Origin of the sequence: Anaerocolumna xylanovorans DSM 12503, from assembly GCF_900143645.1 — a bacterium.
Lineage (GTDB): Bacteria > Bacillota > Clostridia > Lachnospirales > Lachnospiraceae > Anaerocolumna > Anaerocolumna xylanovorans.
In genome coordinates, this window is the sequence record NZ_FRFD01000006.1 from 273,496 (window position 1) to 296,134 (window position 22,639).

22 protein-coding genes are annotated in these 22,639 nt (G+C 42.2%); 20 read left to right on the top strand and 2 right to left on the bottom strand.

The window, feature by feature from the left end:
* Positions 1–28 precede the first annotated feature (28 nt).
* From BUF11_RS11670 to BUF11_RS11745, 16 genes are all read left to right on the top strand, one after another.
* Positions 29–1,180 carry an iron-containing alcohol dehydrogenase gene (locus BUF11_RS11670; protein WP_073589023.1) on the top strand — a complete coding sequence of 384 codons (1,152 nt, stop codon included), beginning with the start codon at positions 29–31 and terminating at the stop codon, positions 1,178–1,180.
* Positions 1,181–1,297: 117 nt separating this feature from the next.
* A complete protein-coding gene (locus tag BUF11_RS11675; RefSeq protein ID WP_084558615.1) occupies positions 1,298–2,146 on the top strand; it encodes an ABC transporter ATP-binding protein in 849 nt (282 codons plus the stop codon).
* Positions 2,147–2,188: 42 nt separating this feature from the next.
* Complete coding sequence (locus BUF11_RS11680) at positions 2,189–3,040, top strand: ABC transporter permease (RefSeq protein ID WP_175562045.1); 852 nt, start codon at positions 2,189–2,191, stop codon at positions 3,038–3,040.
* Positions 3,024–3,830, top strand: coding sequence for an ABC transporter permease (locus BUF11_RS11685; RefSeq protein ID WP_073589102.1), 807 nt, complete (start codon positions 3,024–3,026; stop codon positions 3,828–3,830). The genes BUF11_RS11680 and BUF11_RS11685 overlap by 17 nt, the downstream gene beginning before the upstream one ends.
* A gap of 82 nt (positions 3,831–3,912) precedes the next feature.
* Positions 3,913–5,097, top strand: coding sequence for an ABC transporter substrate-binding protein (locus BUF11_RS11690; protein WP_073589024.1), 1,185 nt, complete (start codon positions 3,913–3,915; stop codon positions 5,095–5,097).
* A gap of 176 nt (positions 5,098–5,273) precedes the next feature.
* Positions 5,274–6,644, top strand: coding sequence for a dihydropyrimidinase (hydA, locus tag BUF11_RS11695; protein ID WP_073589104.1), 1,371 nt, complete (start codon positions 5,274–5,276; stop codon positions 6,642–6,644).
* A 27-nt stretch (positions 6,645–6,671) separates the two neighbouring features.
* Positions 6,672–8,189, top strand: a complete 1,518-nt coding sequence (preA, locus tag BUF11_RS11700) for an NAD-dependent dihydropyrimidine dehydrogenase subunit PreA (protein ID WP_073589025.1) — start codon at positions 6,672–6,674, stop codon at positions 8,187–8,189.
* Between the two features lie 75 nt (positions 8,190–8,264).
* Complete coding sequence (locus BUF11_RS11705) at positions 8,265–9,491, top strand: Zn-dependent hydrolase (RefSeq protein ID WP_073589026.1); 1,227 nt, start codon at positions 8,265–8,267, stop codon at positions 9,489–9,491.
* A gap of 385 nt (positions 9,492–9,876) precedes the next feature.
* On the top strand, positions 9,877–10,866 hold the full coding sequence (mreB, locus tag BUF11_RS11710) for a rod shape-determining protein (protein WP_073589027.1): 990 nt from the start codon (positions 9,877–9,879) through the stop codon (positions 10,864–10,866).
* A gap of 73 nt (positions 10,867–10,939) precedes the next feature.
* On the top strand, positions 10,940–11,713 hold the full coding sequence (flgF, locus tag BUF11_RS11715) for a flagellar basal-body rod protein FlgF (protein WP_073589028.1): 774 nt from the start codon (positions 10,940–10,942) through the stop codon (positions 11,711–11,713).
* A 24-nt stretch (positions 11,714–11,737) separates the two neighbouring features.
* Complete coding sequence (locus BUF11_RS11720; RefSeq protein WP_073589029.1) at positions 11,738–12,550, top strand: flagellar hook-basal body protein; 813 nt, start codon at positions 11,738–11,740, stop codon at positions 12,548–12,550.
* A 17-nt stretch (positions 12,551–12,567) separates the two neighbouring features.
* Positions 12,568–12,903: a rod-binding protein gene (locus BUF11_RS11725; RefSeq protein ID WP_073589030.1), complete on the top strand. Its 336-nt coding sequence runs from the start codon at positions 12,568–12,570 to the stop codon at positions 12,901–12,903.
* A 105-nt stretch (positions 12,904–13,008) separates the two neighbouring features.
* Positions 13,009–15,297, top strand: coding sequence for an SF1B family DNA helicase RecD2 (gene recD2, locus BUF11_RS11730; protein WP_084558616.1), 2,289 nt, complete (start codon positions 13,009–13,011; stop codon positions 15,295–15,297).
* Between the two features lie 102 nt (positions 15,298–15,399).
* Positions 15,400–16,305, top strand: a complete 906-nt coding sequence (locus tag BUF11_RS11735; protein WP_073589031.1) for a nucleotidyltransferase family protein — start codon at positions 15,400–15,402, stop codon at positions 16,303–16,305.
* A gap of 10 nt (positions 16,306–16,315) precedes the next feature.
* Positions 16,316–17,038: a ComF family protein gene (locus BUF11_RS11740; RefSeq protein ID WP_073589032.1), complete on the top strand. Its 723-nt coding sequence runs from the start codon at positions 16,316–16,318 to the stop codon at positions 17,036–17,038.
* A 12-nt stretch (positions 17,039–17,050) separates the two neighbouring features.
* Positions 17,051–17,482, top strand: a complete 432-nt coding sequence (locus BUF11_RS11745) for a flagellar protein (protein ID WP_073589033.1) — start codon at positions 17,051–17,053, stop codon at positions 17,480–17,482.
* 95 nt (positions 17,483–17,577) lie between these two features.
* Here the strand turns inward: BUF11_RS11745 and BUF11_RS11750 are convergent, their stop codons facing one another.
* Together BUF11_RS11750 and BUF11_RS11755 are read right to left on the bottom strand one after the other, a co-directional pair.
* Complete coding sequence (locus BUF11_RS11750; protein WP_175562046.1) at positions 17,578–18,417, bottom strand: CvfB family protein; 840 nt, start codon at positions 18,415–18,417, stop codon at positions 17,578–17,580.
* A gap of 64 nt (positions 18,418–18,481) precedes the next feature.
* Entirely contained in the window at positions 18,482–19,186 is a 705-nt protein-coding gene (locus BUF11_RS11755; protein WP_073589034.1) for an acyl-[acyl-carrier-protein] thioesterase, read from the bottom strand.
* Positions 19,187–19,391: 205 nt separating this feature from the next.
* Between BUF11_RS11755 and BUF11_RS11760 the strand changes: the two genes are divergently transcribed.
* From BUF11_RS11760 to trxB, 4 genes are all read left to right on the top strand, one after another.
* Positions 19,392–19,769, top strand: a complete 378-nt coding sequence (locus tag BUF11_RS11760) for a RidA family protein (protein WP_073589035.1) — start codon at positions 19,392–19,394, stop codon at positions 19,767–19,769.
* Positions 19,770–19,803: 34 nt separating this feature from the next.
* Complete coding sequence (locus tag BUF11_RS11765) at positions 19,804–20,403, top strand: class I SAM-dependent methyltransferase (RefSeq protein WP_073589107.1); 600 nt, start codon at positions 19,804–19,806, stop codon at positions 20,401–20,403.
* A 2-nt stretch (positions 20,404–20,405) separates the two neighbouring features.
* Positions 20,406–21,398 (top strand): CPBP family intramembrane glutamic endopeptidase, encoded by a 993-nt coding sequence (locus BUF11_RS11770; RefSeq protein WP_073589036.1) that lies wholly within the window; start codon positions 20,406–20,408, stop codon positions 21,396–21,398.
* 136 nt (positions 21,399–21,534) lie between these two features.
* A complete protein-coding gene (trxB, locus tag BUF11_RS11775; RefSeq protein WP_073589037.1) occupies positions 21,535–22,458 on the top strand; it encodes a thioredoxin-disulfide reductase in 924 nt (307 codons plus the stop codon).
* The last annotated feature ends 181 nt before the right edge of the window (positions 22,459–22,639 follow it).

Here is a 22,639-nt window from a genome sequence, read left to right on the forward strand (position 1 = left end):
TTGTTTTTTTTATTATCAGGAGGTTATTATGGCATATCAATTTACATTACCACGCAATGTTTTTATAGGAAAAAATGCTCTGGAAGCCAGTGAAACAGCCATAAAAGCTCTTGGAAAGAAAGCATTTGTGGTTACGGGCAGGATTGTTACCAGGGCAGGCATAGTTGGCACACTTACCGGTTATCTGGAAAGCTGGGGAATTGAATATGTTGTATTCAATGATATCACCGGAGAACCTACGGATGTGATGATTGAGGCTGGTGTGAAAGCTTATAAGCAGACCGGCTGTGATTTCCTGATCGCTATCGGAGGCGGAAGTCCCCTTGACAGTGCAAAGGCTATTGCAGCCATGACAGTGCTTCCCGGTAAGATATCCGATTATATGGGAAGAGATATCATGGGTAAATTTCCGCCCATGGTATTAATCCCTACTACAGCAGGTACCGGTTCCGAGGCGACAAAGTTTACGGTAATAACGGATTCTGTAAAGGGTATTAAGATGCTTTTAAAGGGGAATTCCTTATTGCCCGACCTTGCAGTAATTGACCCGACCTTTACCCTGACTTCACCGCCCGACATCACTGCGGCAACGGGGATGGATGCATTGACCCATGCGGTGGAAGCCTATACTTCCAGAAAAAGTACTCCGTTGACAGAAAATTATGCTCTGTCGGCAGTGAAGAGGATTTTCAAATACCTTCCCATAGCCTACAGTAACGGAAGTGATGAAAAAGCAAGGGAAGAGATGCAGCTTGCAGCATTTGAAGCAGGGGTTGGTATCAATAATGCTTCCGTAACCCTGGTCCACGGTATGAGCAGACCCATAGGAGCCTTGTTTCATGTTCCACATGGTATTTCCAATGCAATGTTAATAAAAGAATGTCTTACCTTTGCACTGGATGGCAGCTATGAACGGTTTGCCAGACTGGCAAGGGCAATCGGAACGGCAGAGGATACCACGGGTGATATTAAAGCCGCCGGGGCTTTTATCGAAGAACTGGTTAAGCTTTGTAAGCACTGCAATATCCCAACCTTGGAAGAGTATGGAATAAACAAGAGTGCATTTGAAGCAGTGGCTGATAAGATGGCAGAGGATGCTATGGCAAGCGGGAGCCCGTCAAATACAATCAAAGAAGTGACAAAAGAAGATTTACTGAAAATATATGAAAGACTTTGGTAAGTGAATAGGAATTATAATTTACGATGGCGTAGAGTAGAAAACTTTACGCCATTTTTGTTATTACCAAAACTTATTGCAGAAGAAGTATAAAGCCAAGGAAATGTAAGGAGGTATTTTATGGCAGTATCAAATTTAGCAGCAAAGGATGAAGCAGAGATTGATAAGGAAGATAGAGATTTGTCAATGGAGAAAGATTTTGATATTGAAATTAAAATAAAAGATTTATGCATAAGCTTTCCGGATAAGGAAGGCGGAGCACCGATTACAGCATTGCAGAACATTAATCTGGATATCAGGCAGGGAGAATTTATTTCCTTACTGGGGCCTTCCGGATGCGGAAAGACTACATTGCTTCGTACTATAGCAGATCTACAGCAGCCTACCTCGGGAGGTATTTCTGTCAGAGGGCAGTCACCCAGGGAAATCAGACTCCAGAAGAAATACGGAATTGTATTTCAAAATCCTGTGCTGTATGACTGGAGAAGCGTAAGGCGGAATGTCTGCATGCCCATGGAAATGATGGGAATACCGAAAAAGGAAAGAACAGCGAGGGTTACAAAGATGCTGGAATTAGTGGGATTAATGGAATTTGGCAAGAAGTATCCCCACCAGTTAAGCGGCGGTATGCAGCAGAGAGTAGGAATTGCAAGAGCCCTGGCAATTAAGCCTGAAATCCTTCTGATGGATGAACCCTTTTCCGCATTGGATGAATTTACAAAGGAAAAGTTACACGAGGATTTACTTCGTATTTGGAAGAAGACAAATAAGACGATTTTATTCGTTACCCATAACATCCAGGAGGCAGTATTTCTATCCGACCGGGTAGTGGTGTTATCGCCCCATCCGGGAAGAGTATCCGCAGTGGTTGATATTACCCTTGAAAGACCAAGAAGCTTGGAAATCAAGAACACACAGGAATTCAATGAATTGGTGGTTAAGGTACGAAAAAGCTTTGAAAGCCTGTAGGGAGCAGAAAATCCCTGGCTTTAACTAAGAAAGGAAGATTACATGAACCTGATTAAGAAAGCTCTTAACTCAAAAAAGATGGTAACAGTCGTATGGGTTATCGGTCTTATTATCTTATGGGAAATCGGAGCAGCCATCGTAGCACAGACGAAGCGTTCGCCGGAAAATGTTCTGCCTCATCTGTATCAGATTTTGGAATCCGTCTTTAGCACAAATAAGGTAAACAGTACCCAAACTGCATTGCAGATTGTACTAAGCAATGCCGGAATTACTCTGTTGCGGGCGGGAATCGGATTTCTGATTGGTACGGCAATTGGTTTTATATTAGCTCTGTTAATGAACATGTTCCTGACTGTTGAGAAGACCGTATTTCCTTATCTGATGATTGTTCAGATGATTCCGATTCTTGGTATGGCACCTATTGTACTGGCAATTACCAAGGATATCAATAAAAGCCGTATTGTGATTGCGGCAATTTTGACCTTTTATCCGGTAGCAACGAATACCCTGGCTGGTTTTAAGGCAGTGGAAAAGGAAAAGCACGAGCTTATGTATTCCATTGCCGCTACCAAATACCAGATTTACAGCAAGTTATTAATACCCTCCTGTATGCCATATTTCTTTACCGGGCTTAAAATATCCGCTCCAATGGCAATTACGGCTTCCATCTTAGTAGATACCCTGCAGGGAGGAGGGGGGCTTGGAACTATGCTGTCCCAATCCTTAAAGCATGCCATGTCCATCTATGTATTTTGGCAGATAGTATTCTTCAGTGCAATTATTGGAATTCTTAGCTACTATCTGATGATGGTAATTGAAAAAATACTCTCCCCTTACAAGCGTAAGGGACCAAAAGTGAAAGCAGAGGTGAATGCAGATGAAAAAACTGCGTAGCAAATTCAACCGGCAGACAATCACCACAATTCTATATCCGGTATTATTTGGCGTGTTAATAGCAGTTCTGTGGCAGACACAGCTGCTTCATAAAATCATCGGAGCGGACACCTTTACCTTACCGCTTCCCAAAAGGATCTTTGGAATCATTACGGATAATTGGAGTAACATTCTGATAAATGTAAGAGCGACGGTTATTGTTGCTCTGGGTGGTTTGGTTTTAGGCTCGTTATTTGGATATTTGCTTGCAATTGTAGCAACGGTATTTCCTAAATGGGGTTCGGGAGGACTTACCATAGCATCTGCCTTTAATGCAATACCGATTATTGCTATAGCCCCTATCCTTAACAATCTGACCAAGGATTTCAGCAAGGACCCCAACATCAGAAGTATGTTTGCAAAAATGCTGGTGGTTATGATTACCTGTACCGTCTCCATGAGTATTAATTCCTATCGTGGCTTTACAGAATTAAAACCTTTTTCACTGGATTTGATGGAATCCTATGCTGCAAAAAAGACGGCTATATTCTTTAAGCTTCGTGTTCCAAACAGCATTCCCTATGTCTTTACTGCTCTAAGAATCAGCGTACCGGCCTGTGTAATCAGTGCCCTGGTCAGTGAATACTTTGCCGAATATGTTATTGGGGTAGGACGCCAGATTCGTGAGAATATCGTGCTTGCACAATATGCAACTGCCTGGGCTTACATTGCCATAGCCTGTGGGATTGGAATTGTAATGTATGTAATTCTATTAATCGTTGAAGGTGTTTTATTGAAGGGACGCCGTTAATCAAAACAAACTTTTGATTATAAAAGCTATCTTGCTTTTTATAATAAATAACCGCAGATTACACTAAAAGGAGGCTTAATTTATGAAAAGATTATATTTAAGAAAAATCAGTGCATTACTTATGATGTGTGTACTTCTGATTACCGCACTTGCCGGCTGCGGCAAGAAGGCAGAAAATGTATCCGATAACGCTGCAACAGAGGCACCTACGGCAACGGAAGAAGCTTTGACACCGACAGAAGCACCTGCTGCAACTGAAGCAGCCGGACCTTATTATTCGGCAGATGCATCCGTAGAAAGTGTTGTAACCGATGCGGCAGGAAAGGGTATGGTTGGTAACTGGGGGCTTGGCAACGAGTATGAAATACAGGCTCTTTTAACGAAATACAATCAGCCTACTACTTACCTAAGCCAGGCATTTGATATGGACGGCTTTGATGATGATTCCATTCTCTTAGCATCTGCCATGACCTACAACGAACTTGGGCTGGTAAAAAACTCCTATGACGGCGGCTACGGTTACGGCGATGGCGTAAAATACATCGACATGAATGATGAAGGGGTAGCAATGCTTGAGGATAACATCTTTACAACAGGCAAGTTTGCAAAAGAGAACCCCGAGACAGTAAAAGCATTTATTTATGCTTCCATGAAGGGCTGGGCATATGCCTGTGCCAATCCTGATGAAGCAGCCCAAATCGTCTACAAATACGGTTCGTCCGTATCGGCAGACCATCAGGCATACATGGCAGGAGAGGTTAAGAAGTTAGTGGAAACAGATATGACCGGTGCAGCTGTTACCAATTACGGAAATATGGATGACACAGCCATGCAGCAGACACTGGATCTTGCTAAGAAGTATATTAAGTTAGACGACTCTGCAGCAGCCGATAAATTACAGACACTTACCCTCGATGATATCAGAGATACTTCTTTCTTTACAGCAGCAGCCGCATCCGACGGTAAATTCACTCCGGAGAAAAAAGATGTATCCATTCAGTTGAAATGGCTGCCCCAGGCGCAGTTCATGGGATATTACGTGGCACTTGACAAAGGCTACTACAGCGAAGCTGGTTTAAATGTCAAGATTGTTCCCGGCGGCGGTGACATTGGTGAAACAACAGCAGTATATACCGGTCAGGTTGACTTTGGTGTAACCTGGGTATCCAACCTGATTGCGGCAAAAGCAGGCGGCATGGACTTAGTGGAAGTAACACAGGTATACCAAAGATCCGGTCTTGTACTGGTGTATAAAATTAATAAGTAATCCTCTGGATTTCTTGTGATAGGGCTGCTGGAAATAACGGCTGTTATAACAGCCGTTGCGGCAGGTCTATTGATATTCTTAAACTGCACAAACAGGAAACAGATATAGAATTGTCTGAAACAGCAGGCGGATTGATTGGCCGTATGGCGGCAGAAGGATTAGGAGGTGCGGTAATAATGGATCTGATTATTAAAAACGGAACGATTGTAACAGCAAAGGAGAGCTTTGTTGCCGATATTGCAGTAAAGGATGGCAAAATTGCCTGCATCGGATCAAATCTTTCCATGGAGGCAGCAAAAACAGTAGATGCAACGGGAAAGCTTGTATTACCCGGGGCTATTGATGCTCATACCCATCTGGCAATGCCATTTGGCGGAACGGTATCGGCAGACGGTTATTTATCAGGAACAAGGGCGGCTGCCTGTGGGGGTGTTACTACCGTATTTGACTATCCCATGCAGAGAAAGGGAAAAGGCATCTTAGGAACAATTGAGTCAAGAAAAGCAATGTGTGATCCGGAGGCTTGCGTGGATTATGCCTTCCACTGTATTATCACAGACTTAAACGGCGGAGAATTACTGGAAGAATTTCAAGCTTCCGTGGATTCGGGTGTCACCAGCTTCAAATGCTTCTTTGTGTATAAGAAGGAAGGCATGATGGTGGATGACGGTACTTTTATAAAGATTTTATTAAAAGCGAAAGAAGTTGGTGCGATTACAAATATTCATGCGGAAAATCCGGATGTAATTGACCTGAATATAGAGAAATTCTTAAAGGAAGGCAAAACCTCTGCCTGGTACCATTACTTGAGCAGGCCGGAATTTGTAGAAGCAGAAGCTGACAAAAGAGCTGTTCACTGGGCAAAATCCGTGGAAGCTCCTTTATACATCGTTCACATGGCAGATAAAGAGGGGCTTTTAGCAGCAGTGGAAGCAAAGACAGCTGGACATCCGATTTTTATAGAAACTTGTCCCCAGTACCTGGAGTTTACCAATGAGGTGTACAAAAGAGAGGATGGAAGGAACTTTGTATGCTCCCCTCCGATAAAAGGACAGGAAAGCCAGGATGCCTTATGGGACGCAATTAAGAAAGGAACCATTGATACCGTGGCTACGGATCACTGCCCTTTCCAAAGCTATGAAAAGGACTGGGGAAAGGATGATTTCACCAAGATTCCCAATGGATGCGCAGGGGTAGAAAATCTTTATCCCTACATGCTGGCAGCAGCTAATAGCGGGAAGATAAGCTTTAACCGTGCCGTTGAGCTGTGTTCCACAAATCCGGCCAAAATCTTTGGGTGTGATACGAAGGGTTCCTTAACCGTCGGTAAGGATGCAGATATTGTTATTTACGACAAGGAGAAAGACTTCACAATATCGGTAAACACGATGCATTCTGACTATGACCATACCATATGGGAAGGCAAGAAGCTTCACGGGTATCCGGTTCAGACCTATGTCAGAGGCAGAATGGTATATGATAACGGTGAATTTACCGGGGAGCCGGGATATGGGCAATTTGTAAAACGCAAGACAGCATTGAGCTAATGCCTTAAGCAGGAGGGAGATGTAATTTTGAACAATTTAGTATATCGAGATATTTCAATTATGGAAGAAGCAGGAGGATGCCTCCTCTGTAACAATCCTCCCTGTACCAAAGCCTGCCCTCATAACCTGCCGGTGGACACCGTTATCCGGTCACTGCGATTTGAGAATAAGGCGGGAGCGGCAAACAGACTTCCCCAGAAAATACCCTGCGGTACCTGTACATCAAAAGCCTGTATGGAGGCCTGCCTTAAGAAAAAAATCAACCGTCCGGTGCCAATTGATGAGATGATGGAAGAAACGGTATCCTATCAAAAGGTAAAGCCAGAGAATGCAGACTTATCTATTATTTTTTGCGGGGTACCTTGTGAGAATCCGTTTTTCCTGTCTTCCTCTGTGGTGGGAAGCAATTATGAAATGGTTGCCAAGGCTTTTGAGATGGGCTGGGCCGGGGTTGCATTTAAAACAATCGGGACCTTTGTGCCAAAAGAGGTATCTCCGAGATTTGATGCATTACGCAAGGAATCAGTGCCTTTTATTGGCTTTAAGAATATTGAGCAGATTTCAGACCATTCCCTTTTGGAAAATTTGGGCTTTTTAAAACATCTGAAGAGGGATTATCCTGCCAAGGTAATCATTGCTTCCATTATGGGTCAGACAGAGGAGGAGTGGACCTATCTGGCGAAGCTGATGACAGAGGCAGGAGCGGATATTATTGAATGTAACTTTTCCTGTCCCCATATGGCAGCAGATGGGCTTGGCTCCGATGTCGGTCAGAATCCCGAATTAGTCAGTGCCTATACCAGAGCTGCAAGAAAGGGTACTCATCTTCCGATTCTTGCAAAGATGACTCCAAACATCGGCAATATGGAGATTCCGGCCGTTGCGGCAGTCAAAGCCGGGGCGGATGGAATAGCTGCCATTAATACGATTAAAAGTATCATGAACATAAATCTTGAAACCTTTTCCTCCGGGCCGGATGTGGAGGGAAAGACCAGTGTCGGCGGATATTCCGGAAAAGCAATAAAGCCCATTGCACTTCGGTTTATCCATTCCATGAAAACCTGTGATAAGCTGAAAGAGGTACCCATCAGCGGTATGGGAGGAATTGAAACCTGGCGGGACGCGGCGGAATTCTTAAGCCTTGGCTGTGAAAATATTCAGGTAACCACCTCCGTCATGCAATACGGTTACCGTATTATTGAAGATATGATAGAGGGAATGCAGTTGTATTTAAGCATCCACGGTTTAAAAAGTGTTACCGAAATTATTGGGAAAGCCCTGCCTAAGATTATTCCGGCAGAAGAACTAAACCGTGACAGCATCTGCTATCCCAGATTCGATAAGAGTAAATGCATTGGCTGCGGAAGGTGCTATTTATCCTGCTATGACGGCGGACATCAGGCTTTAAGACAGGATGAGGAGACAGGGAAGCCAATTATGAATCCGGGGAAATGCGTAGGCTGCCATCTTTGCCTGGCGGTTTGTCCGGCAGGGGCAGTTAGGCAGGGAGTAAGAGTAGCCAAATTAGAAGAAGCAACAGGTTAAATAACCGATCAGGTAACAAATATGTTTTTTCTATGGAATGAACCGATGTGCAAGCGAAAAGGGAGGTAGAATAATATGACATGCAGCTTAGAAAGAATGGAAGAAAAAATAAAAACCTTTAGTAAATTTGGAGATACCGGAAGGGGAGGAATCACAAGGTTTTCCTTATCGGAGGAAGCTCTGGCGGCAAGAGCGGAATTTGTAAAGAGAATGGAGGCAATCGGCGCCATTGTCGTGACTGATGATATGGCGAACATGTACGCAACGATTCCCGGAGAAGAAGATCTGCCTGCCATTTATTCCGGTTCCCATATGGATTCCGTAAGACAGGGAGGCAATTATGATGGAATCCTGGGTGTCCTGACAGCCATGGAGGCGGCAGAAACCATTGTGAAAGAAAAGATTCCGCACAGGCATCCCATTACTGTGGTTGTGTGGACCAACGAGGAAGGCGCACGCTTTGAGCCTGCCATGATGTCTTCCGGTGTTATCTGCGGCAAATTCGACAAAGATACCATGCTTGCCTCCGCTGCAAAGGATATCCCCGGGTATACTTTTGGTGAGGCACTGGATGCCAGTGGCTACAAAGGAGAAGAAAAGAACCGGATTACCCCGGAGAAATGCACTGCGCTTGTAGAGCTGCACATTGAACAGGGGCCGGTACTGGAAGCAGAAAAGGTGGATATTGGAATTGTAGAAGGCGTCTGCGGTATGATTAATTATGAGTTCACCCTTTCCGGTCAGGCCGGTCATGCGGGCACAACACCGATGCCCTACCGCAGAGATGCCCTGTATGCTGCGGCAAAGACGATACAATATCTTCACGACGAACTGGATAAACTGGATAAAAAGCTGGTTTACACCACAGGAAAGATTTCCTGCCATCCCAATATCCACACCATCATTCCGGATGAAGTGAAATTTACTCTGGATGCAAGACATCAGGACCCGGAGGTCATTAAGCAGGTGCTTGAGATAATAGAAAGCTTTCCGCCGGTTATCGAAAAATGCGAATTAACTTATGAGAAAGCCTGGTCCAGAAATACCGTTACTTTTACACCTGAATTAGTAAGCATAGTGGAAAAGAGCGCAAAGGAATACGGATACCTGGGCCGCAGAATCTACAGCGGTCCGGGACATGATGCCCAGTTCATGATTGATATGGTACCTGCTACCATGATATTTGTACCAAGCATCGGCGGGCACAGCCATTGTGAGATTGAATATACACCTGTTGAAAATTGTTATAAGGGAGCGAATGTACTGCTTCGTACCTTATTATATATTGATGAAACAAAATAAAGAAAAGCTGCTCTGCAATCAGCCCTGTTATTCCGTAAGAAATACTGGAATAGCAGGGCTTTTAAGGTGTATTTTGTCACATTTTTTATCTGAAATCTTAAGATTCTATTATTTCTAAAAATTCCTTTGAAAAAAACTATAAATATGTATATAATAGAAAAGAGTATGTTTAATTGACAGGTTTATGGAAAAAATTAGAGTGAAAGCTGTAATGCTGTCAAAATATATCCAGAGTCTATAAATTTTATGCCTATGAGAGAAAGATACTGGATACTGTGTACTGGAAATTGTTAAATTATTAGACATTATATAGATGCCGGCTGGAAGAGAAGAAGCTGACTACAAAGTCGCAAAAGAACAGATAGAATCTGAAAGGAGATAAGATATGTTAGGCAGTGATATAGGAATTGATTTAGGAACGGCAAGTGTATTGGTTTATCTAAAGGGTAAAGGCGTGGTATTAAAGGAACCCTCAGTGGTTGCTTTTGACAGAGATACAAATAAAGTAAGGGCAATTGGAGAAGAAGCAAGGCTTATGCTTGGAAGAACACCCGGTAATATCGTGGCTGTCCGTCCTTTAAGACAGGGAGTTATATCAGACTATACGGTTACAGAAAAGATGCTTAAATATTTTATTCAGAAGGCTGTTGGCAAGCACCGTTTTCGTAAGCCTGTAATAAGTGTGTGCGTACCCAGCGGAGTAACAGAAGTAGAAAAGAAGGCAGTTGAGGATGCTACTTATCAGGCAGGTGCCAGAGATGTTAAGATTATTGAAGAGCCTATAGCTGCAGCCATTGGCGCGGGTATTGAAATTTACAGACCCTGCGGTAATATGATTGTAGATATCGGCGGCGGCACAACTGATATCGCAGTAATTTCCTTAGGAGGAACGGTAGTAAGTACTTCTATTAAGATTGCCGGTGATGATTTTGATGAAGCAATCGTAAGATATATGCGTAAGAAACACAATCTTTTAATCGGTGAGAGAACTGCCGAAGAGATTAAGATAAATATCGGCTCTGCATTTAAGAGACCGGAAGTTGTTACCATGGACGTAAGGGGCCGTAACCTGGTTACAGGACTTCCCAAGACCATAACGGTCAGCTCCGATGAAACGGAAGAGGCTTTAAAAGAAACAACATCCCAGATTGTTGAAGCGGTGCACAGTGTATTAGAGAAAACTCCTCCGGAACTGGCAGCAGATATTGCCGACAGAGGTATTGTGTTAACCGGCGGCGGATGCCTTCTTTATGGACTGGAAGAATTGATCGAGAATAAAACAGGTATTAATACCATGACAGCCGAAGACCCCATGACAGCAGTTGCTATCGGTACCGGAAAATATATTGAATATTTAAGCGGCTCCAGGGATTAAGAAAAAGAGCAATATATCCGATAAATAAATATATGGTTTTTGGATTTGATATTCAGAAAAGAGGGCAGTTAAAATGGTTAAGGGTTTATTCACATCCTGGACTGGCATGGCTAATGAACAAAAACGTCTTGACGTAATAACAAATAACCTTGCCAATGCAGCTACGACCGGTTATAAGAAGGACGGTGTTACCAACCAGTCATTTCGTAATTTATTAACTTATAAAGTAAAAGATATGTCCGAAAATTATACGGACAAGCAGATAGGAAAGATGAGCCTTGGTGTGAAGATTGGGGAAGTCTACACAAATTATGACCAGGGTTCCTTTCGAAGCACAGGTAATACCTTTGATTTTGCCATTCAGGGAAAAGGCTTTTTCAACGTATCCACCACCGATAAAAACGGAAATGAAGTTGTAAAGTATACAAGAGATGGTTCTTTTACGATGGATCAGAGCGGCAAGCTTGTGGATGTCAACGGCAATACTCTGATGGGTGAAGGCGGAGAGATTACAATTCCAGACAATACGGCAAATGTCAAGGTGGATGAAAACGGAGGCATTTATGCCGACGGAGTATTTGTTGATAAAATAAAGCTGACGGATTTTACCGATTACAGCTACTTAAAGAAGCAGGGAGACAGCTTCTATCTGGCACAGGACGGTGCTACCCAGTTGGATAGTACTGCTAAAATCCAGCAGGGATATACAGAGCAGTCCAATGTTAATGTTGTGGCAGAAATGACCAGCATGATAGCTATAACAAGAGCTTATGAAGCAAACCAGAAGGTGATACAGACCATAGACGGGACCCTTGACCTGGCTGCCAATTCTGTAGGTAAAGTATAGTACAATAGAAAGGAATAAAAACCTATGATGCGTTCATTGTGGACAGCAGCTTCCGGAATGATTTCCCAGCAGACCAATGTGGATACCATATCAAACAATCTGGCGAATATCAATACAACCGGCTATAAGAAGGAAACTGCCCAATTTAAGTCTTTGCTATATCAGACAATTCAGAATAAGTCAACTGACAGCACAGGCGGTACAAAGCCTGTCGGAGCGCAGACAGGACTTGGCGTGAAGAACTCTGCCATTGTATCACAGTATACCCAGGGTGTATTAAAACAGACAGACAATGACTATGATTTTGCAATAGAAGGAAATGGATTTTTTATGGTACAGACCGGTGATGGAAGCGTCGGATACACAAGAAGCGGTACTTTTGGGCTTTCTATGGGACCTAATGGACTTACCCTTGCTACTACGGAAGGTTACCCGGTACTTGATACCTCGGGATCGCCAATTGTATTTGGTATTGATAAAGATCCCTCATTGCTTACGTTGGATGAAAACGGTAATTTTCTTTATCCCCAAAATGGAACCGTAGAGCCTTTAGGCATTCAGATAGGGCTTGTACAGTTTAATAATCCGGCAGGACTTGAGAAGACTTCAAACAGTATTTTAACGGAAACAGCATCTTCCGGAACAGCCAGGCTGGAAAGCCAGGATGCCGCTTTAAAGAAGAGCACCGTTAAGAGGGGCTATCTTGAAAATTCAAACGTACAGGCAGCAACCGAGATGGTGGATTTAATTGTTGCCCAGAGAGCTTATGAAATGAATTCCAAAGCAATTAATGCAGCGGATGAGATGCTTCAGCAGGCGAATAACCTTCGCAGGTAGTGTAAAGGAGGCAGAGTATGAGTATTAGTATTGGCGGCAATTATTCAGTTGATGCAGCTTTAGCCCAGGCAGATTCCTCAAAGGGTACTGCTAAGCTTGAGAATACCTTAAATAAAAATCTTAAAAATGCGACAGATGATGAATTGATGGATGTCTGCAAAAGTTTCGAATCCTATCTGGTTGAGCAGATGTTTAAGGAAATGAAGAAAACTGTTGGTTCGGAAGAAGAGGAAAGCCCCTATGTTTCTTATTTTGGAGATACCCTCTATGAGAAGTACGCAGATGATGTAATGGAAAACGGCGGTTTGGGCATAGCCCAAATGCTTTATGAATCCATGAAACGCAATGCTTAATGAAAGTTACATATGATATATTCTTGCGCCTAGAAAACCGCCGCACTTTGTTTCTGAATGAAGAAATGAGGGATAGCCGCTTTCTGGGCGCAATTTGTAATCCATATGAAAAGATATCACAGAGAAATCTGGAATTTATATATTTTAGAGGTAACAGGCAGAAAGCAGGTGAAAGATAAGTTGGCGGAAGAAATAGAAGGGTATGTAGAACGGATAGTATTTCGAAATGCCGAGAATGGTTATACCGTTTTGACCCTCGTAAAAGATGAAGAAGAGACCACCTGTGTTGGAACGTTTACCTTTATCAATGAAGGAGAGCTTATACGGTGCAGCGGCAAATACACGGCGCACCAGATTTATGGAGAGCAGTTCCTGATTGAGACCTATGAATTTAAAGAACCTGAAGATATTGACTCTATTGAGAAATACTTAGGCTCCGGGGCGATTAAAGGGGTAGGAAGTGCCCTGGCAGCGCGTATTGTCAGAAAGTTTAAGGGAGATACCTTTCGAATTATAGAAGAAGAGCCGGAACGCCTGGCGGAAGTAAAAGGCATCAGTGACCATATGGCAAGAGAAATTGCGAAGCAATTCAATGAGAAAAGAGATATGCGCGGAGCAATGATATTTTTGCAGCAATATGGGATTACCACAGCCCTTGCAGTCAAGATATATAAAGAGTACGGTACCAGAATGTACCAGGTCATAAAAGAAAACCCCTACAGGCTGGCAGAGGATATTAATGGGGTGGGATTTAAACTGGCCGATGAAATAGCTGCCAGAGTCGGAATCGGGACAGAGTCAGATTACCGTATTAAGGCTGCCATTTTGTATGTTTTGCTTCAAGGCAGCAGCAATGGACATGTATATCTGCCGGAGGAATTATTGTACCGGAAGGTATGTGAATTGTTGGGAATTTCAACTGCGGGCATATCGGAGCAGATTAATAACCTTTCGGTAGAGAAAAAGATTATAATAAAAGCAAATGGTGAAGAAAAACAAATTTACAGTGCAGGACTGTATTATCTTGAGCTTAATACTGCAAAAATGCTAAGTGATTTGAATATTAAGTATGATTTGCCCCTTATAGAGATTGATTACCGCCTGAAATCCGTAGAAAAGCAGTTTCAGATAGAATTGGACGAGTTGCAGCGGACTGCCGTAATAGAAGCAGCAAGAAATGGTATACTAATAGTAACAGGAGGACCTGGAACCGGCAAGACCACCACAATTAATGCAATTATCCGCTTCTTTGAGGCGGAAGGGATGGACTTACTTTTAGCGGCACCTACCGGCAGAGCTGCCAAGAGAATGACGGAAACCACAGGCTATGAAGCAAAAACTATTCATAGGCTTTTAGAAATCTCAAAGATGTCAGGGGACATGGAGGGCAAGCTGGTATTTGAGAGAAATGAAGGCAACCCCCTGGAAACAGATGTAATTATTATTGATGAGATGTCCATGGTGGATGTCACGTTGATGCATGCACTTCTTAGAGCCGTGACGGTAGGCACCAGGCTGATTCTGGTAGGAGATGTCAACCAGCTTCCGTCGGTGGGACCTGGGAATGTATTAAAGGATATTATCAATTCCCATGCTTTTAATGTGGTAAAACTTACAAAAATTTTTCGGCAGGCAAAAGAAAGTGACATTATTGTAAATGCGCATAAGATAAATGCGGGAGAGCAGATAGAGCTAAATAACAAGTCCAAGGACTTCTTTTTGTTAAAGCGAGAAGATGTCAAGGATGTTATTGGTGTCACTATTGCGCTTGTCAGGGACAAGATGCCGGGATATGTAAATGCATCTCCCTTTGATATACAGGTATTAACTCCTATGAGAAAAGGGGAGCTGGGAGTAGAAAAGCTGAATGGAGTCTTGCAGCAGTATCTGAATCCGCCTGCCGATGAAAAGCGGGAAAAGGAATATCACAACATCATTTTCCGCGAAGGCGATAAGGTCATGCAGATTAAGAATAACTACCAGCTTGCATGGGAAAGCAAAAGCCGCTATGGTATTACGACGGAGAGCGGAATGGGAATCTACAACGGGGATACGGGGATTATTAAAGAAATTAACCATTTTGCAGAACAACTGACCGTAGAATTTGATGAAGGGAGAATGGTTGAATATCCCTTTAGCCAGCTGGAGGAGTTAGAGCTTGCTTATGCCATCACCATCCATAAGTCCCAGGGCAGTGAATATCCGGCAGTGGTGCTTCCGCTTTTAACAGGCCCCAGGATGCTGCTAAACAGAAATATCCTGTATACGGCCGTTACCAGGGCCAAAAATTGTGTAACCATTGTAGGCAGTACCGATACGGTTCAGATAATGATTGACAACGAAAGTGAACAGAGAAGGTATTCCGGACTTACAGAGAGAATAAAAGAGCTGTAATATGCAAAAAATTAGAACATGGCTAATATAGCCAAAAAGAAATAGTGCATGTTTTACAATTTTAAGGTATAATCTTCTTATAATATTAGTATGGAGGAAATTATGGAAAAAACAACACTAGTAATCATGGCAGCCGGGCTTGGCAGCAGATATGGGGGAATCAAGCAGCTTGAGCCGGTAGGTGTAAGCGGCGAAATAATAATGGATTATTCCATCTATGATGCAATTAAGGCAGGTTTTAATAAAATTATATTTATCATCAGAAAAGACCTGGAAAAAGATTTTAAGGAAGTAATCGGAAACCGTATAGCAGAAAAGGTTGAAGTGGAATATGCATTTCAGGAAATAGCAGATCTGCCGGAAGGTTTTAAGGTACCGGAAGGTAGAACAAAACCCTGGGGAACAGGACAGGCTGTTCTTAGCTGCAAGGATATGATAAAGGAGCCATTTGCTGTTATCAATGCCGATGATTATTATGGTAGCGAGGCTTTTGTCAAGATACATGACTATTTGGTACAGGCAGATGTACAGAGCAGTGACTACTGCATGGCTGGATTTGTTCTTGGAAATACCTTAAGTGAGAACGGAACTGTAACCAGAGGGGTATGCCAGGCTGACAAAGACGGGTATCTGATAGATATAAAAGAAACCAGATCTATCGAAAGAAAAGGAAATTCCGCAGTTTCAAGGGAGAAGGAAGGCGAAGAAGTTCTCATTGATTTAAACAGCCCTGTATCCATGAATATGTGGGGCTTTATGCCAGGACTCCTTCCCAGGCTGGAGACAGGTTTTGTCAGCTTCTTAAAGACGGAAGGTGAAGAATTAAAGTCAGAATATCTTTTACCGGAAGAGGTAGGAAGGCTTATAAAGAGGGGAGAAGTTTCTGTTAAGGTACTTTCTACCAATGATAAATGGTTTGGCGTAACTTATAAAGAGGATAAGCAGACCGTAATGGATTCTATCAGTGAGCTTGTGAAAAAGGGCCTTTATCCGGAAAAGTTATATTAAGGAGCAGTACATGTTGGAAACACTGCTTGATATTCTATATCCGAGAAGATGTCCCGTATGCTCTGAGATTGTAGATAAAAGAGGTGAGCTTTCCTGTACTGGGTGCAGGAACAGGCTCATAACCGTGGAAGAACCGAAATGCAAAAAGTGCGGAAAGCCCCTGGAGCAGGAAACAAAAGAATACTGTTATGATTGTGACAGGCGCAGGCATTATTTTGAAAGGGGTTTTAGCTTATGGCTTTATAACGAAGACATGCAAAAATCCATGGCAGATTTTAAGTACAAGGGAAGGCGGGAATATGCCGCCTTCTATATAAATGAGTTATTAAAGAAATACCAGAAAGAAATAGAAGATATTTCACCGGATGCATTGGTGCCAGTACCTATTCATAAGAAAAAGAGACAGACAAGAGGCTATAACCAAGCGGAAATCCTGGCGGATGAGCTGGGGAAAAGACTTAATTTACCGGTGTTATCAGAACTGCTTATCAGAAAGAAGGATACTCTTCCCCAGAAGCAGTTAAATGATAAAGAACGTTTCCGTAATATTTCAGAGGCATTTGCCTTCTCCCAGGAAGAGAGATGTAACTATAAGAAGGAGCTTCAAAGAGTACTTCTGGTGGATGACATCTACACTACGGGAAGTACAATAGAAGCATGTGCAAGAGCACTTAAAATGAATGGTATAGAAGAAGTTTATTTTGTCAGTATATGTATAGGCAAAGGTTACTAAGGAGGATTTAGAATGGATGTTAGAAACTGCAAAAACTGCGGCAAATTATTCAATTATATAGGCGGGCAGCCTTTATGCCCTACCTGTATGAAGGCATTGGATGACAAATTTGACCAGGTAAAGGAATATATTTATGACCATCCAAGGGCAGGAGTGCAGGAGGTTGCGGAAGAAAATGATGTCACTACGATGCAGATACATAAATGGATCAGGGATGAGAGGCTTTCCTTTACAGAAGACTCCATGGTTTCACTGGAATGTGAGATGTGTGGGGCTTCCATCAGAACAGGGCGTTTCTGCAAGAGCTGCAAAGACAAATTATCCAGCCACTTTGGCAGCCTGTATGAACAGATTCCGGAAGAAAAGAAGAGGGAATTTAAGGAAGAGTCAAAGATGCGCTTTCTGCAAAACCGTGGCGGTAATAAAGGGAAAGGACCCCTTTAAGAAAAACCAACCGTTTATAAAAAGGGTTCTATCATAAATGCCGGTGTGCGGACTTTATGATAGAACCCCTTTTATGATGATATAATACTGCCAGGCTATTTTATTTTCTCTATTCCTTCGGTGGTTATGCGGATTTTCTGCTCCTTCATAAGCCTTCCGACAGCTCTTTTATAAGCATTTTTACTTAGACCGAACTTTTCTGCAATGAGGGAAGGCTCGGTTTTATCGTGATAGGGAAGAAAGCCGCCGGCTTCTTCTAATAACTTATAAACTAATTCGGCATCCGCATCAATCTGGATGGGAATTTCCTCTCTAAGACTTAAATCCAGCTTGCCATCTTCTTTAACAGAAGTAACTCTGGCTTCTACGCTATCTCCTGCTTTTAAATTCGTTTTCAGCTCCTTTTCGGGAACAAGGGCACTGTAGCAATTGTCAACAGCAACAAAGGCCCCAAAGCTTTTAATAATCTCATAAACGGTACCGATAACCTTGTCCCCTTTTTTATAGGGGGAATCCTGTTTCAGGTAGTCATATATCTTCATGGTCGCGCAAAGCCTGGTACTCTTATCAATGTAGAGGGCAACAAGAACCTGATCACCTGTATGAACACGCTCTGTCTGTTCCTTAAAGGGAAGCAAAAGATCCTTTGCAAGTCCCCAGTCAAGGAAAGCGCCAATAGGAGTAACTTCTTTTACCTGCAAAAGGGCAGTGCCGCCCAATGTGATTTGGGGAGTAAGAGTAGTGGCTATAGGCCTGTCATCGGAATCCTTATATACGAAAACAGGAAGGACATCTCCGGCCTTTATATCTTTTGGAACCTGTGCCTTGGGTAGGAGAATACGTTCTTCGGCCTGTGAGCCCGGCTCCTTTAGATAGATCCCAAAATCAGTGCTTTTAACCATTTCAAGTTCCTGCAATTCACCTAGCTTTATCATAAAATTCCTCCATGCAGCGCGCTTTAGCGCGTATTCAAATCAAAAGTGAAAAATGTTCTATATTCTATAAGGTGTATTCTATAATGGTATATGGTTTATAGTTCATATCGGAAAGTACAACCAACAAGGTATTGTCACTTTGATGGATGCGGGGAATAATTTCATCGCCAAGGACAGCGGACTTTCTGTATTCTGCCCTCATGCCGGTAGCTTTAAAATTCTCTGGAATATACTCTTCGGCCATACGGATGTATTCACCATTATTTACATGGTTGTTGGTATCCAGGTTTCTTCGCTGTACGGAAAAAACGGGAGCATCTGAAAAATCCTTTGGAAGAAGAATTTTACGCGGAGCATACTCCATGGGATATGCCTCTTCCTTTTGATACGCCTCTGTTACCGTATCATCGATTCTTGCGGGACAATTGTTTAATGTATCCATATATACCCAGACAGAGTTAGCCACAGCTAAGACCTGTTCATTAGCATCTTGTATCATGAAATTCCGGTAACCGTAGAAAGTGTTAAAATCATAGGCCCAGGTAGAAACGGCAATATCTTCTCCAAAAACAGGAAAGCGGTTCACGTTGATCTGCCAGGCATTCATAAGCCATAGACGGTGGTGCTTCTCAAGGTAATCCAGTCCTACTCCGATATCTTCTGAATGAAATATACTGCAATCCTGAAAATAATTTATAATCGAATAAAAATCCAATTCTTTATTGGTACAGACCTCGCTGTATCGTACTCTGCTGTTGAAACTGTACATAATAACCTCTTTCCAATTTTTCGCATATCTGCCAACATAGATTATTGTACCATATTTTTTTCTATTATGATACAAGTTCTTTAATGTTTTACTGGCTGTCCACATAAAAATATAGAAATAGAGTTATTTTTATAAAAAGTAGTGAAAATCTTTTTCGTATAGTATATAATAATTCTTAATAATGAATAAAGCGGAGGGTATATCAATGAAGAGACTAATTAGCACATCCAATGCACCGGCAGCAATTGGCCCTTATTCACAGGCTGTTATCATAAATGATATGGTTTATACCTCTGGTATAATTCCCATTAATCCCGAGGATGGTACCATCGTTAACGGAGGCATAAAAGAACAGGCCAATAGAGTGTTAAAAAGCCTTGCTGCTCTTTTAAAGGACAGCGGCACAGATCTTAGTAAGGTAATAAAGACAACTGTTTTTATCAAGAACATGGAGGATTTTCCCCTGATCAATGAGGTATATGCTTCTTTCTTTACAGAGAATTTTCCGGCCCGCTCCTGCGTAGAGGTTGCCAGGCTTCCGAAAGATGTGCTGATTGAAATAGAAGCAATAGCTTATATATAAATTCGTTGGGGGTTATATTGAAAGGATGGATTTTTTGGACTCGATAGACTATTATAATAAGAATGCAAATCTTTATTTTGAGAATACTGTTGATAGTAATACACAGGAAAGCAGAGAGAAATTTTTATCAGTTCTTTCAGAAGGCGGAGCCATATTAGACTTAGGGTGCGGTTCAGGCAGGGACAGCCTTGAATTCATACAAAGCGGCTATGATGTAACTGCTATTGATGGAGCCGAAGAGCTTTGCGAACTGGCGTCCATTCATATTGGCCAGGACGTGCTGTGCATGCAGTTTAAGGAACTGGATTTTGATGAGGTTTTTGACGGCATATGGGCCAGTGCCTCCCTTCTACATATCGTTCCGGATGAATTTGATGAAATATTTCAAAAGATCATCAAGGCGTTAAAACCGCAGGGTGTGCTATATATGTCTTTTGGACATGGAGACTTTGCGGGATACCGTAACGGAAGATATTTTAAGGATTTTAAAACGAAAGCCATGAAGGATTTCCTGACGGGATATCCGGAAATTGAACTGCTTGAAATCTGGAAAAGCACAGAGGACCTGGGAGAGGCAAATCTTGATGAGTGGCTGCATGTATTATTAAAAAAGCATGAAGATAAACAGGAGTAGGTATGAATCAGGTAAAATCAGTCAACAGGGTTTTTCTCGCTACGGTATTAATTACATTTGCAGGTATTTTTATAAATCCCTGGGTATACTATGCTACTGATAACTACTTATATACCCTTATCATTTCGCAGTTTTTGCTGATTATACCTTCTGTTATCTATCTGGTAAGGCAAAAGAGGGGAATTGCAGATATCATTGGTTTTCGGCGGATCAGCTTTGGAAATGTTGTGCTCTTAATGATTTTTACTTTCCTGATATTACCGCTTATGGGGCTGATCAATGCTATTTCCATGCTCTTTGTAAGAAATGATACGACACAGGTGATTGAAAGCCTTGTGGGAGGAAATGGACTTATCATCGGCCTTATTATGGTAGGACTGGTGCCGTGTATTATGGAAGAGAGTGTTTACCGCGGAGTTCTTTTTCAAGGTTACCGTACCACAAGTACGTTAAAAGGGATTCTCTTGAGCGGATTGCTGTTTGGCCTTATCCACCAGAATTTCAATCAATTTTCCTATGCATTTGTAATGGGTGTGATATTTGCTTTTGTAATTGAAGCAACGGGTTCTATACTGTCTACCATGATAATACACTTTATTATCAACAGCACTTCTGTTATCAGTTTGATCCTGTCGACTGGCCCCAATGGCCTGGCGGACTCAAAAGCAGTTTCCGAATATGCACAGAAATTAAGCGCAGGCTATATCATTACGGTCCTTTTGCCCATAGCTGCCGTTTCTACCTTGCTTGCTTTTTTTGTATTCCGCGTTTTGGCTGACAATTCCGGCAGATGGGAACATATAAAGGAGATATTTAAAAAGAAACCAAAGGCGCATCTTATTACCCCAAGTTTGGTGATAGGAATAGTCCTTTGTCTGATTATTATGATAGCAAATGAATATGTGGGAAGGATTAACGGGGGAGCCCAAAATGATGAAGGTTTTGTGACAGTCCTATATGGATTGGTACAAACCATTCATAATTTCTTTCTGTAGCTATTGCCTAAGGTGTATATCAAATACGCCAAGGGCTTTTCTTTTTCATAAAATGTGTTAAAATATAAATGCAATTAGATTGTGAACAATTTTTATCAATCGATGCAATACAGAAAAGAAACGGAGGAATTGATGTATGGATAAAATATATGAACTGGCAGTGATAGGCTCTGGTCCCGCAGGGCTGACAGCAGCTTTATACGCAGGAAGAGCAGAGCTTGATACGGTAGTAATCGAAAAAGCGCCAATCAGCGGAGGGCAGATTATAAATACCTATGAAGTGGATAATTATCCCGGAATCCCCGGAATCAGCGGCTTTGAGCTTGCCAACAGGTTCAGGGAACATTGCGACAAGATGAATGTTCCTTTTGTCACCGGAGAGGTAAAGAATTTTCAGGTAGAGGATGGTATTAAGATTATAACTCTGGATGACGGAACAATATACCGTGCCAGGGCAGCTATCATAGCAACAGGGGCCAATCCGAGAAAGCTTATGGTGGAAGGGGAAGAAAGACTCGCCGGTATGGGTGTATCCTATTGTGCTACCTGTGACGGAGCTTTCTTTAAAAATAAAATAACGGCAGTAGTAGGCGGCGGAGACGTTGCAGTAGAGGATGCTATATTCTTAGCGAGACTTTGCAAAAAGGTCTATGTCATCCATAGAAGAGATGAATTCAGGGCTGCCAGGGCTTACACTACCAAGCTTCTTTCCATGGAGAATGTAGAGGTACTCTGGGATAGTGTTGTAGAAGAAATACAGGGTGGTGAAGTGGTTGAAAAAATTCAGGTGAAGAATGTAAAGAACAATGAGAGCAGGGAATTGGCTGTAGACGGAATATTTATTGCGGTTGGCTATAATCCCAGCTCGGAAGTTTACAAGGATATTCTGGAATTGGCCGGCGGCGGATATATCAAGGCAGATGAATCCTGTCAGACCAATATTCCGGGAGTATTTGCAGCAGGCGATATCCGCACAAAGGAATTAAGGCAGATTATAACGGCTGCTTCCGATGGTGCCAATGCGATTACCGGAGCAGAAAAGTACCTAAATAGTTTATAATTGACACTATTAATAGAAAGTTTTAAAAATATTATCGGATTATAAGAAAATGGATAAATAAACCATATAATTTATTAATTTATGCGTTGACAGCAGTAGTATGCTTTGATATAATAACCTCATGATATTTAATAATTTCGTAACATTTAATAAAGAGTTATACTAACGATAACATACATTT